This window comes from Ichthyenterobacterium magnum (assembly GCF_003610635.1).
Taxonomy (GTDB): domain Bacteria; phylum Bacteroidota; class Bacteroidia; order Flavobacteriales; family Flavobacteriaceae; genus Ichthyenterobacterium; species Ichthyenterobacterium magnum.
The window spans coordinates 281,351-294,980 of sequence record NZ_RAQJ01000002.1 but is presented as its reverse complement, the minus strand read 5'-3'; the positions used below and the strand labels follow the sequence as shown (position 1 = coordinate 294,980).

General features: G+C 29.1%; 11 protein-coding genes. 10 read left to right on the top strand and 1 reads right to left on the bottom strand.

What is annotated here, in order from left to right; translation table 11 throughout:
• Positions 1-37: 37 nt before the first annotated feature.
• The 8 genes from BXY80_RS07385 to BXY80_RS07350 all read left to right on the top strand — a co-directional run bounded on the left by BXY80_RS07385 (position 38) and on the right by BXY80_RS07350 (position 10,043).
• Entirely contained in the window at positions 38-1,159 is a 1,122-nt protein-coding gene (locus BXY80_RS07385; protein ID WP_120200625.1) for an O-antigen ligase family protein, read from the top strand.
• A gap of 79 nt (positions 1,160-1,238) precedes the next feature.
• Entirely contained in the window at positions 1,239-3,089 is a 1,851-nt protein-coding gene (gene asnB / locus BXY80_RS07380; RefSeq protein WP_120200624.1) for an asparagine synthase (glutamine-hydrolyzing), read from the top strand.
• Between the two features lie 3 nt (positions 3,090-3,092).
• Positions 3,093-4,172, top strand: a complete 1,080-nt coding sequence (locus BXY80_RS07375; RefSeq protein ID WP_120200623.1) for a glycosyltransferase — start codon at positions 3,093-3,095, stop codon at positions 4,170-4,172.
• The gene (locus BXY80_RS07370) at positions 4,172-5,332 is read left to right on the top strand and encodes a glycosyltransferase (RefSeq protein WP_120200622.1); all 1,161 of its coding nucleotides are present in this window, start codon (positions 4,172-4,174) and stop codon (positions 5,330-5,332) included. The genes BXY80_RS07375 and BXY80_RS07370 overlap by 1 nt, the downstream gene beginning before the upstream one ends.
• 2 nt (positions 5,333-5,334) lie before the next feature.
• Positions 5,335-7,233: an asparagine synthase (glutamine-hydrolyzing) gene (asnB, locus tag BXY80_RS07365; protein WP_120200621.1), complete on the top strand. Its 1,899-nt coding sequence runs from the start codon at positions 5,335-5,337 to the stop codon at positions 7,231-7,233.
• A 20-nt stretch (positions 7,234-7,253) separates the two neighbouring features.
• Complete coding sequence (locus BXY80_RS07360; protein ID WP_245977203.1) at positions 7,254-8,399, top strand: glycosyltransferase family 4 protein; 1,146 nt, start codon at positions 7,254-7,256, stop codon at positions 8,397-8,399.
• Entirely contained in the window at positions 8,399-9,037 is a 639-nt protein-coding gene (locus tag BXY80_RS07355) for a sugar transferase (protein ID WP_120200620.1), read from the top strand. Before BXY80_RS07360 ends, BXY80_RS07355 begins: the two co-directional genes overlap by 1 nt.
• Positions 9,027-10,043 carry an ATP-grasp domain-containing protein gene (locus tag BXY80_RS07350; RefSeq protein WP_120200619.1) on the top strand — a complete coding sequence of 339 codons (1,017 nt, stop codon included), beginning with the start codon at positions 9,027-9,029 and terminating at the stop codon, positions 10,041-10,043. The genes BXY80_RS07355 and BXY80_RS07350 overlap by 11 nt, the downstream gene beginning before the upstream one ends.
• Here BXY80_RS07350 and BXY80_RS07345 read toward each other — a convergent pair.
• Positions 10,036-11,280, bottom strand: coding sequence for a GNAT family N-acetyltransferase (locus tag BXY80_RS07345; protein ID WP_120200618.1), 1,245 nt, complete (start codon positions 11,278-11,280; stop codon positions 10,036-10,038). The genes BXY80_RS07350 and BXY80_RS07345 overlap by 8 nt on opposite strands.
• Before the next feature lie 279 nt (positions 11,281-11,559).
• Here BXY80_RS07345 and BXY80_RS07340 point away from each other — a divergent pair, with 279 nt between their 5' ends.
• Positions 11,560-12,438, top strand: coding sequence for a cupin-like domain-containing protein (locus BXY80_RS07340; protein WP_120200617.1), 879 nt, complete (start codon positions 11,560-11,562; stop codon positions 12,436-12,438).
• Positions 12,439-12,492: 54 nt separating this feature from the next.
• Positions 12,493-13,509, top strand: a complete 1,017-nt coding sequence (locus BXY80_RS07335; RefSeq protein WP_120200616.1) for a polysaccharide deacetylase family protein — start codon at positions 12,493-12,495, stop codon at positions 13,507-13,509.
• Positions 13,510-13,630 lie beyond the last annotated feature (121 nt).

Below are 13,630 nucleotides of genomic sequence, written 5' to 3'. Positions count from 1 at the left end.
GAAAAAAGGAATACATTTGATTTATTAAATTGTTTAAATGAAGATTATTAGGATTATATTATTAATGCTGCTATTGTGGAATTTACCATCAATAGCTCTTTTTGCTTATAACCCAAGCCTAGGAAGCCTACTAAGCTATAGTACAATAGGACTATTAGGGCTCTATTACTTATTTGAAACTAAGACGACTCCAAATTGGTGGATTATAATACTCTCGCTGTTTTACTTTATAATCTCAAGCTTTCAATATTATGAACCTTTTAGTGATTACATCCGTGAAACAGTAAAATATTTTGTGTTTGTAATAGGTGGATACGAGCTCGTAAAAAGAGTAAGTAAAGAAGAATTGTCTTTTTTTATTTTTCTGGGCTCTTTAAGCTTAGTTGTTGAAGCTTTTTTATTCCCTTCTAATTTTGGGAGATACTCTGGTTTTTACCTTAACCCAAATCAAGCAGGGTTTATATGTATATCAGGATATGCACTAGCTTATAGTCTTAAAAATACAAGCATAAAATTATTAGGACAGTTTGTTTTTACTTTAATGGGTCTACTTACGTTCTCAAGAACTTTTGTTGTTATTTGGCTTTTACTTAATATAATTTCTTTAAGAATTAGTATAAAAAATATTAGAATTTTAGGAGTTGGCGTTTTAATATTTAGCTCTCTTGTTTTTATTGATGAAGTAGTTGGGCTTAATAATCCACGTTTCAAACAATTAAAAAATATTGTTACTAATAAAAGTGTATCAGTAAATGAGATAAATGATGACTCAAGAACTTATACATGGGCAAAATTTTATGATAAAATTTTAGAATCTCCAGTTTTTGGAAATGGTTATGGCACTCTTTCTGGCAAGATAGGTCAAGGTACACATAATACCTATTTAATGATTATTGGTGAATCTGGCATAATTCCATTCACTATCTTTTTAGCATACATTGGTTACCTGTTTTATTGGAGCTTCTTCTTGTTTAAAAAAGCACCTTATTTAATTATGCAAACTATTGCAGTAGCTTTATACTTGCTAACAGATCATAATTTCTTTGTTAATTACTATATAATATTAATAACAATGTGGATTCAGTATCAAATAGTTATACAAAAAAAACTATTTACAGATATCGAAAATCAAATGGAAACCAAAAAAATTGAAACTTAAATATTTTTTATTTGCTAGTAAAAATCAAAGCATCTTTATTTAAGGAGCTGTTAAATAATTGTAATAAAAATAAACATTCATGTGTGGAATTTACGGAACTACTCTTCATTATAATGAACAACAAGTAAAAGACAAATTACAGCGTACAGCCTTTAGAGGTCCAGATAAAATGGGCTGGAAATATTATAACAAGAATAATCAAAACGTCATATTTGGTCACAATAGACTTTCAATTATTGATTTAGACCCAAGATCTGATCAACCCTTTACTTATTTCAATCATATTCATATAGTATTTAATGGTGAAGTATACAACTTCAAATCCATCAAAAAAACACTTATTCAAAAAGGCTATAAATTTAAAACTACGAGTGATACTGAAGTATTATGCGCAGCATATTTAGAATATGGTCAAGACTGTATACACCACTTTCATGGTATGTTTGCCTTTGTAATTTACGACGAAAAGAAGCAACTCTTTTTTGGCGCTCGTGATCGATTAGGAAAAAAACCGTTTTATTATTATCATGACGGTAAAGATTTTGAGTTTTCAAGCCAAATTTCTTCAATCCAAATGTATATGGATAATCTTACCATTTCAGAAAAAGCTATTGCTTACTACCTAGCTTGGGGAAATATTCCAGATCCACAATCCATATTTAATGAAGTAAAAAAGCTTAAAGCTGGTCATAAATTTACATTCAATTTAGACTCAGGTCAATTTAAAACAGAACCGTATTGGGATATAGATTATAAAAATGAGAGGCCATATCAAGGTAGTTATGAAGATGCAAAAGAAGAGCTTAAAGAGATTTTAAAAGACACCGTTTCATCTCGTCTATTTGCAGATGTTCCTGTAGGAGTATTTCTCTCAGGTGGTGTAGACTCATCACTTGTTGCTTCTATAGCAACACAGACTTCATCTACTAAAATAAAAACTTTTTCAGTTAAATTTAATGAGAAAGGATTTGATGAAAGCGTATATGCTCAGCAAGTTGCCGATCATCTACAAACCGACCATAATGTTATAGAATGCAATTATGAAGAAGGTATGGATCTTATTCAAGATTTTTGTCATTACTATGATGAGCCCTTTTCAGACTCTTCAGCAATTCCTTCTATGTTACTTGCAAAACATACAAAAAAACAAGTTACTGTTGCATTATCTGGTGATGGCGGTGACGAAAGTTTTATTGGCTATCATAGATATAAATGGGCAAAAAAAGGAAAGATGTTTTATAAACTTCCATTACCAATAAGAAAAATAGGAGCTAGTGTTTTAGAACTCGCTCCTAATTACAGATTAAAAATTATTGCCAAAGCATTACGCTACAAGAATCAAAATGAAGTCTATTTAAGTGCAATGACTGGTGTAGACCAATCGTATATAAACACAACATATAATAACAAAGATGTTGATGAATTAAAATACCTTTTTCATAACAACAAAAACTTTTATGAACGTATTACTGATTTTGACACAAAAACCTATCTCAATTTTGACATAAACACCAAGGTAGATAGAGCTACTATGGCTTTTTCACTAGAAGCTCGTGCGCCTCTGCTCGACCACCGCGTTGTAGATTTTGCTAATTCACTTCCAACAGAATTTAAATTCTATAAAGGAAATATGAAGCGCATTTTAAAAGATGTCCTATATCAGTCTGTTCCTAAGCATATTTTTGATCGACCAAAAGCTGGGTTCACTATGCCGTTTTCTCGTTGGTTCAAAGAAGACCTAAAAGAGTATGTATTAAATGAACTTGATGACAAATCTTTAAAATCAATACCATGTATTGATGCTGAAAAAGTTCAATTTATGATTAAACAACATATGGATGGCTCTTGGGATAGATATCCTCTAATCTGGAAACTTCTTGTCCTAAAACAGTGGTTAAATAATAATGGTAAATCGTATTCTATTAAATAGGTGATGAAAAACTCTAAAATAGATGTAGTTTTTGTTTTGCCGTCTTTAGTCGCTGGTGGCGCAGAGCGAGTGATGTCACTAGTAGCAAAAAACTTAAATAGTAATGAATTTAATACCACATTAATTGTAATTGGTTACAAAAAAGATAAAGCATACAATGTTGATGGATTAAATGTTGTTTATCTCAATGAGCCTCGAGTGAGTAAGAGTTTTACTAAGCTATTTAGACATATGTCTAAATCAAGACCAGATGTGGTTATTAGTTGTATGGCGCATTTAAACACTGTATTAGCTCTTATACTATTATGTTTTCCTAAAATTAAACTAATAAACAGAGAAGCAAACATTAAAAAAGTAACAGCGTTATATCATTTATCAAAAAAATCCTTTTTTGGGAATATTCTGAAAAAAATAACAAATAAAAGAACTAATGCAATTATATGTCAATCGTATGATATGGCTCAAGAGTTAATTACAGAATTTAAAATACCTAAGTCAAAAATCACAACTATAAATAACCCAATATCTGATGAATTTAAACTATCACAGCATACAAAAAACAATACTGTAAAAAAGTATATTACCGTTGGTCGTTTACACGAAGAAAAAGGGCATTTAAGGTTGCTTAATGTTTTGTCAAAACTCAAAACTCCATTTAGATATACAATTATTGGTAATGGTGAATGGAAAAATAATATCAAAAAACATATTGAAAAACTAGGTCTTAAAACACAAGTTGAGCTTATAGATTACACAAATAAAATACCAAAATATTTAGAAACCAGTGATGTATTTTTACAAGGGTCTTTTGCTGAAGGATTCCCAAATGCTTTATTAGAAAGCTGTGCTATTGGTACTCCAGTTATTGCTTTTCATGCCATAGGTGGTACAAATGAAATTATAGAACATAGCGTGAATGGGTATTTAGCTAAAGATGAGGATGAGTTTTTACATTACCTAAAAAAGTTAAACAAAAACCCTTTAAATTCACAAACAGTAAGTCAAAGTGTATATTCGAAATTTAATAAAGATCTTATCATAAAACAATTTGAAGACCTTATAAAAAAGGTAATAAAACAATAATGAAACAATCTAAGAAAAAACTCAGTATTTTAACCATAGATTATGGTATGGGTGGAACCGAGCGTTTCATTAGTTTGTTATTACCTGAACTTAAAAATCATTTTGAAGTCACGTTAGTTATCTTTTATAAATATATTGATTATGACATTCCAGAAGATGTAAATCTGCTAATCTTAAAACCTGAAACAAAAAAATCAAAATCTTACCTGTTTAAGATTAAAAATTTTGTTAGCCTGTATTTAAAATACAAAAGGTTCATAAAAAATGAAGGCATAGATATTTCATTCTCATTACTTCCTATTCCAAATATTATCAATAGTTTTATTCATATGGGTTTAAAAAACGTTCGCACAGTAATTAGTGAACGTTGTTATCCATCTGTAATGTATAAAGATAAGCACATGCAATTAAAGCTGGCAAAACTCTTTTTTCCAATTTTTTATAACAGAAATGATGCTTTATTCTCAAATTCTGTACATATTAATGAAGATTTAAAAGTAAATTTTGGGGTAAAAATACCTATGCAAGTTATTTACAACCCAATTACTACAGATGACACTATTAAAATTAATTCTAGTTCTTTTAAAAAAACTAAGCATTTAAAATTAATTAATGCAGGTACAATGTATAGCGTTAAGAATCAGAAACTGATTCTCGATGCAATGAGTTTATTACAAATTGGCGATTTTGATTTTACTATTTTAGGAGATGGAGAATTAGCAGAAACATTAAGATTACAATCAAAAAATTTGGGTTTAAATACTAATTTTCATCAATTAGGAAAAGTGAATGATATAAAAGCTCATTTAATTCAACATGATTGCTTTATTTTGTCTTCAGATACTGAAGGTTTTCCAAATGTATTGCTTGAAGCACTTTCTGTTGGGTTACCAGTAATTTCAACAAATTGCTTATCTGGTCCTTTAGAAATGCTCAATGATAATGAATCTGTTACTATTAAAGATGGCGAATTTATAAAAGCAAAGTATGGCATTTTAGTTAATGTAAATGACGCATTAGGAATGTCTAAAGCAATTCAATATTACTTAGAGCATCCTAAAGAACGTCTTAAATATAGTGATCTAGCATTTAAAAGAGCTAAAATGTATAATATGCCAAAAATTTACAACCAAATGAAAGATATACTAACAAACTCATAGTTATGTGTGGAATAAACGGTATTATATCTAAAAAAGCTACTAGTACGCAGCAACTAAAAGAAGCCTTAACCAAGATGAATGATTTAATTATTCATCGTGGTCCAGATGATTATGGTGTTTCTGTGAGCAATTCAGATAATATGACTGTGGCAATGGGAATGCGCCGTTTATCTATTATTGATTTAAGCTCAGGCCAACAACCTATGTTTTCCGAAGACAAAAAAATTACTATTGTTTTTAATGGGGAAATCTATAATTTCAAACAACTAAAGACACAATTAATTTCTGATGGTGTAACTTTTAAAACAACTAGTGATACAGAAGTTATTTTAAAACTCTACGAACAAAAAGGCAGCGATGCTTTTAAATTACTCGATGGCATGTATGGCTTGAGTATTCATGACCAAAATAGTGACAAAATATTTATTGCTAGAGATTATTTTGGGGAAAAACCAATGTATTATTCTGCTCAAGATGGCGAATTTTATTGGGCTTCAGAGCTAAAGTCAATCATAAATATGCTTGACTACAAGCCGCAAATCAATACCAAAGGCTTAAATCTATTTTTTAGACTTACATACATCCCAGCACCATACACAATCTATGATGGTATTCACAAGTTAGAATCTAATAGTTTTATGACTTATGATTTAAAGTTGAATACATTTGAGATTAAAACCATACATAAACAACAAAAATCAAAACTACAAAACATAACTTTTGATGATGCCAAAGTACAAGTAAAAGACCGTGTTTATAAAAGTGTTGAAAGTCGTTCTATATCTGATGTGCCTTTAGGAACATTTTTATCTGGTGGCGTAGATTCTTCAGTGGTTTCATATTGTCTGTCAGATATAACCGATTCTAAAATCGATACATTTTCTATTGGTTTTGAAAAGAAATCATATGATGAAACAGATAAATCACAGGTTGTTGCAAAACTCATAAATAGCAATCATCATGAGTTTATTATTAGTGAAAATGATTTAAAGCACCATATTGATGATATACTCTACAACTTTGACGAGCCGTTTGCCGATTCGTCTTCGCTCCCAACCTATTTAGTGTCTAATCGCACCAAATCTCATGTAAAGGTTGCTTTAACTGGAGATGGCGGAGATGAAATATTTGGAGGTTATAATAAATATTACATTGGAAAACTTAATAATAGATACACAAATATTGTCCCTAAAGGAATTCATAGTGTTATAAATAATTGGTCTTCAAAATTATTAAACCGAAAGGATGATAATCGCGGATTTAAATACAAACTCAACAAGCTTATTAAGGCTATAGATTATAGTGATGGTTATTATTGGGATATAATTTCGTTAGCATTTAGCACAGAAGACATTAATACTTTTTTAAGTACTAAATATCAAGACACATCAATGTTTGAGTATTTCAAGACTGTTTCTAAAATTAGTAACCCTAAAACTTTAAACGATTTTAGGCGAATCGATAAACATATTAGTCTTGAAGGTGATATGCTTGTAAAAGTAGACAGAACAAGTATGCTAAACTCATTAGAGTGTAGAGCACCTTTTTTAAATCGCGAATTATATGAGTTTACGATGAGCTTACCTGAAGACTATCTACTGCACAAATGGAGTAAAAAACATATTCTTAAAGAAACGTTTAAAGATGTATTTCCGAGTGGGTTCTTAGAAAAATCTAAGCAAGGTTTTGGAGTTCCTGTTGGTGATTGGCTTCGTAGTAATTTAAAAAAAGAATTGCTATCGTATATTGAACCACAATTATTAGACAGTCAGAATATTTTTAATGCTAAAGAGATTATCGGGCTTGTAAAAAACCATGTCTCAGGAAAACAAGACAATACATTTAAAGTTTGGGCCTTTTTCTGTTTCCAAAAATGGTATTCAAAAGCCTATCTAAATTAAACTGGTAATAAACACTAATTTTGCAAAAACTCATTCGCATAACAACAGTGCCTTCTTCTTTAAGAACGCTTTTAAGAGGTCAATCTCGCTTTATGAGTGATTATTATGAGGTAATTGGAATATCTGGAGATGGAGCTGCTTTAGCCGAGGTTAGACAGAATGAAGGCATTAAAACGCATGTCGTTGAAATGACAAGAACAATTACGCCTTTAAAAGATTTAAAAGCTACATACAAACTTTACAAAGTGCTTAAAGCTGAAAAGCCTTTTATTGTTCATACACATACACCAAAAGCTGGAACTCTAGGCATGCTTGCTGCCAAATTAGCCAAAGTGCCTCATAGATTACATACTATTGCAGGATTACCTTTGCTTGAAACTAGAGGAAATAAAAGAAAGCTTCTTGACGTCGTAGAAAAGCTCACATACAAATGCGCAACTAAAATTTTACCTAACTCAACTGGATTGCAGCAAATTATTATAGATAATAAATACACCAAACCAGACAAATTGTTAGTTATTGGTAATGGTAGTTCTAATGGTATTGATACTAAACACTATGATGCTTCTTTAGTTTCACAAGAAAAAAAAGAACAGCTAAAACAAGAACTTGGCATTACCAAAGACCATATTGTTTTTATATTTATTGGGCGTATTGTAAAAGATAAAGGTATAAATGAATTAGTAAATGCATTTAACGCATTATCAAAACAAAATGATGCTATTAAGTTACTTTTGGTTGGGCCGCGAGAAAATCACTTAGATCCTCTTTTACCAAATACTGAAACCATTATAATGAAAAACAAACAGATTATAGTTACAGGAGTTAAAAAGGACATTAGACCATATGTAGCTATTTCTCATGCATTAACGTTTCCTAGTTACAGAGAAGGTTTTCCAAATGTTGTTTTGCAATGTAGCTGCATGAATTTACCTTGTATAGTATCTAACATTAATGGTTGTAATGAAGTTATTGAAGACCAAGTTAACGGATTAATAATTCCTGCAAAAGATGAATCAGCACTAAAAAATGCTATGCAATTTATAATTAGTAACCCTGAAAAAAGAAAAGATATGGTAAAACATACAAGGTCTAGAATTATTGAACGCTATGAACAAAAATATGTATGGAACGAAATTTTAAAATATTATAAGAGCTTAAAATAATGGCATTCTATAAAAACATTATTAAACCAATTTTTGATATCATTGCTGCGGGTATTGGGTTTTTATTGCTATTCCCAATTTTTGCTATTACTTGGTTTGTATTAATTATTAAAAATAAAGGAAAAGCCTTTTTCTATCAAGAACGACCAGGTAAAAATGAACGCATCTTTAATATCATCAAGTTTAAAACTATGAATGATAAAACTGATGCTAATGGTGATTTATTACCTCCATCAAAACGATTAACTAAAACAGGAATTTTTATCCGTAAATATTCATTAGATGAGATTCCGCAATTATTAAATGTAATTAAAGGTGATATGAGTATTATTGGTCCTAGGCCATTATTAATAAGGTATTTACCAAGATATAATAATTTTCAAAAACAAAGACACAACATAAAACCAGGCATAACAGGTTGGGCTCAAGTAAATGGTAGAAATGCAATTAGCTGGGAACAAAAATTTGAATATGATGTTTGGTATGTAAAAAACATATCGTTGATATTAGATATTAAAATTCTATTTTTAACAATATTTAAAGTTTTTAAAAAAGACGGAATTTATAGTATAGAAAACGATATTGTACCAGATTTCACTGGAACAGATACAACTCAAAATACAACTCATGGCAATTAACATATTATTTACTTGTGCAGGACGACGCAATTATCTTATTAACTATTTTAAAGAAGCTATGAAAGGTCGAGGTCTAATTATAGCAGCAGATATGAGCAACTCTGCTCCTGCTATGGTTGATGCAGATTTAGCTATTTTAGTTCCAAGCATTTATGATAATAACTACATAGAAGCTCTAAAAAAAATTATAATCAAGCACAGTATTACTGCTATAGTTTCATTAAATGATTTAGAACTTCCTATACTTTCAAAACATAAAAGTGAATTAGAAAATACTGGTGCAAAAGTTATAGTGTCTAGTGATAATGTAATTGACATTGCTTTTGATAAAGTCAAGACTTTCAGTTTCATACAACAAATTAAACTAGAAACGCCAAAAACATACACAACTATATTGGATGTTAAAGATGCTATTAAAAGCAAAACACTTAGCTTTCCTTTAGTTGTTAAGCCACGATGGGGAAGCGCATCTATAGGTATAGATTTTGCAAATTCTTTTGAAGAGTTAGAACTCGTTTTTAAGCTACAGCAATTAAAACTAAAAAAATCTATACTAAACACCGCTAGCAAAGAGGATTTTAACAACGCAATTATTATGCAAGAAAAGCTAGATGGAACAGAGTTTGGTTTAGATATTTTAAATGATTTTAATGGAAATTATATAGGCACATATGTAAGAGAAAAGTTAAGCATGCGTTCTGGTGAAACTGATAAAGCTGTTTCAGTTATAGATCCAAAATTCGAAACTGTAGGTAAAATCATTTCAGATAATTTAAAGCATATTGGCAACTTAGATTGTGATGTTTTTGTTGTTAAAAACAAGCTTTATACACTAGAGCTAAACCCAAGGTTTGGAGGTGGTTACCCATTTTCACATGAAGCAGGAATTAACACAGCAGCAATTTATATTGAGTGGCTAAATGGCAATAAAGATATATCACAATTTAACAACTACAAAGCTGGATTGGCATTTTCAAAATGTGATAAAATGATGAGAATTAATTAAACTCAATCTTTGTTGATCCTTTTGTTCCACTAATTATATAAACATTACTTTTTAACTTATTTTGATATACTTTAATATTACTTAAAGGCTCTTGGCTTGCAAATAAAAAAGTATAAATAGGTTCTAGTAGAAACCGATAATCATTTTTATTATAATCAATTAATTTAAATGCATTACTAAGTGTGAAATTTGGCAGCTTTTCAGTAATGTAATTACTATTATGTTTTGATACAGCTTTGCCTCCTTTTATTTTAAACAAATATTTTCTATATAAATTATTTACTTTTTTCTTACGTAAATATAATTTTATTTTAAAAAAAGTTATACTAAACTTTGCTATCAACCTAGCCTTAATAGAGTTAACATCATACAAAACATGATAATCAAAATTATAGCTATGGTTACTCCATTTACGCTTATAATCAAAATCACCTTTAGAAAAATCTGATATTTTGTAGTTGTTTTCAAAACACCATTCTAATAATTTTATAATTGATGTTTTGCCTATACTAAACTTATAGTAATCAGGATCAAAAACAGTAATAGTCTCAAACAACACATCTTTAGCATGAAAATTTAAAGTAATTCCAATAGGGTTTTTATCACTATAAATCACTAACATTGATGCTTTCTTTTCTAAAAGCATTTCAAAAACTAACACTTTATAAAAATTCCATTTAACTCCTTTTAAATGATGATAATTTGTCTGCTTTCCTTGAAAGCGTTTATTTAACAAATCATAAAATTGCTTAAAGAGTAAATCAAATTCAGGTTTAGAAATACTGCCATGAATAAAAGAATACTTAATATTAAAACTGGTTTCTAAACGCCTTTTATTAGATTTAAATTCTCTCCTGTTTTTAGAACTAAATTGAGCATTAATATAATCGTCTTGATTTTCAAAAGTTGAAATATCCATTAAAAATCCTTGATACTGAAATAACTTCTTTAATCTTAATGACGAGTTATTTGTAACTTTAAATTCTTCTAGATTAAAATATGTAGGCACATCATAGATAAAAAAAACTTTTCCTTTATAGTCGTCTGCACTAACATTTAATTTATAATCAATCCCTTTTGTTAAGTTCTTTCCAATATTTACATAAAAAGGTAAGAGTTTGTGCTTATAAAATTGAACATTCTTTATAAATTTAAAATGAATTGGAGGCTTTTCTTCATTAAAATGTTTTGTCCAAATGGATGTATATGTTTTTGACGTAAATGGGTTATCTAACATCTAAATTTGGTTAAATACTTTAATCTTTAGTTACATACAAAAATAGCATTTTGAAACTCAGAAATGAACTTATAAACAACAAAAATTTAATATCGTTTTATTCGTTAAATATTAACCTATCCCATAAGTAAACATATAAAATTATAATAACCCTTTTCTTTTGTAGATGTTTATATTCATTTCATCTAAAAAAAAGAAACGAGTTAGAAATTATGATATAAATCATAAAGCAATACAAATAAATGATATATATTCGTCTATGCAGTAATACAATAAGTCATGCTTGAATCAATATTAAAAAGAACACAAAGCCTTATAAATAAGCCGCTTCAAAAAGTAGATGAAATAGAAACCATTTCTCATAATGACTTTTACAAAAAGCACATTAAAAAAAATAAGCCTGTAAAAATTACCCAAATGATGAATCATTGGGAAGCAACAAAATTGTGGTCATTAGACTATTTTGAAACTATTGGAGAAAACAAAGAAACATATACTTACAAAGGAAACATACGTCAAAGTGACACCAATTGGCAGTTTGGAGCATTTAAAGACTATTTAAATGAAATACGTAATTCTGACAAATCAAAAACAGAAACTTACCTTGGAAATATGTCTATAGCTAAAATTTTTCCAGAATTATTGCAACATGTAGATTTCTCTTTAATATCAAACAATACAATTAGAAATTCTACATCATTATGGATAGGACCACCAGGTACAATTACTGGCTGGCATACAGATCGATTGGCTAATAATATTTTAGCATTAATTGAAGGTCAAAAATTAGTGTTTTTAGTAAGTCCAAAGGAAAACAAAAAAATGTATCCTAGTGATAAGTACGAACCAGGTTCTAGGCTTAGTAGTGTAAATATGGAAGATTTTAACGAAACTAAACACTCAAAATTTAAAGATGCAAACGTCTTATATACAGTTATTAATCCAAACGAGATGCTGTTTATCCCTCAAACATGGTGGCATTGTGTATATGGTTTAAGCATAAGTATAAGCTCAAATAATTTTGGCTTCACTCCTATAGATAATATAAAAATGAAATGTTCTGAACTCACAAAGCGTATTCTTCATAGTGCTGGGGTTTATGGAAAAAATTGTGTTTGCCATTACTATGATGACAATGGAAAACGACAAAAAAGATAAATCTATAAAAAGCATATTGCTTTAAAACTAAATAAAAATTAAACTGTAATATACGTGAATGGACATTTTGTTATTTCGTTAGATTTTGAATTGCATTGGGGCGTTTTCGACAAAAAATCTGTAAATGATTATAAAGAAAACTTAACTAATGTTCCAATTGTAATAGATAGATTACTTAAACTATGCGAGCAATATAATGTAAAGCTAACTTTTTCTACCGTTGGATTCTTGTTTGCACAAAACAAAAAAGAATTATTAAAATACGCCCCAAAAAACAAACCAACATATAACAATAAAATATATAATCCTTATTCATTAATAAATAGCATTGGAGACCAAGAAAAAGATGATCCTTATCATTATGCACCTTCTTTAATTAAAAAAATTAGAGATACTAATGCACATGAAATAAGTTCTCATACATATTGTCATTTTTATAGTCATAAACCTGGCCAAACTGTTGAGCAATTTGAAGATGATATAAAGTCTGCCATTGAAATTGCGAAATCTATGAATGTAAAAATTGAAAGTCTTGTATTTCCAAGAAACATGATAGATGCAGAAAAAACTATTGACCATCCTTATTTGTATGTATTAAAAAAACACGGAATAACCTCATTTAGAGGAAAAGAAGAAGCTCATATCTACACAATTCATACAACAAAATTTTATCACAATTGGTTTATCTTTAAGATTTTAAGAATGCTAGATGCCTACTTTAATGTTACTGGATATAATACCTATAAAGTAGAAAGCTTATACAACTCAAACTTACCACTTAACTTACCTTCTAGTAGATTGCTCAGACCTTATAGCCAAAAGTTAAATTTTTTAGAGCCTTTAAAAATGAGAAGAATAAAAAAGGCAATGAAGTATGCAGCAAAGCATAATGAAATGTTCCATCTATGGTGGCATCCGCACAATTTTGGGACTCACATAGATGAAAACTTTAAAAATTTAGAAAGCATATTTAAAGCTTATACCTCACTAAATAAAACCCATAATTTTACTAGTGAAACAATGTCAGGCTTAACCCACAAAGTAACTTCATTAAATAATAACAATAGTTGAGATTAGATTATTTTTAAATATTATCGTAAAAACCTGCTATTTATCGTTATAATTTGAATGCTTATACATTATTAGTAATATTTACCTTAAATATTTTTTATAAATAGCATTACACTTTAAG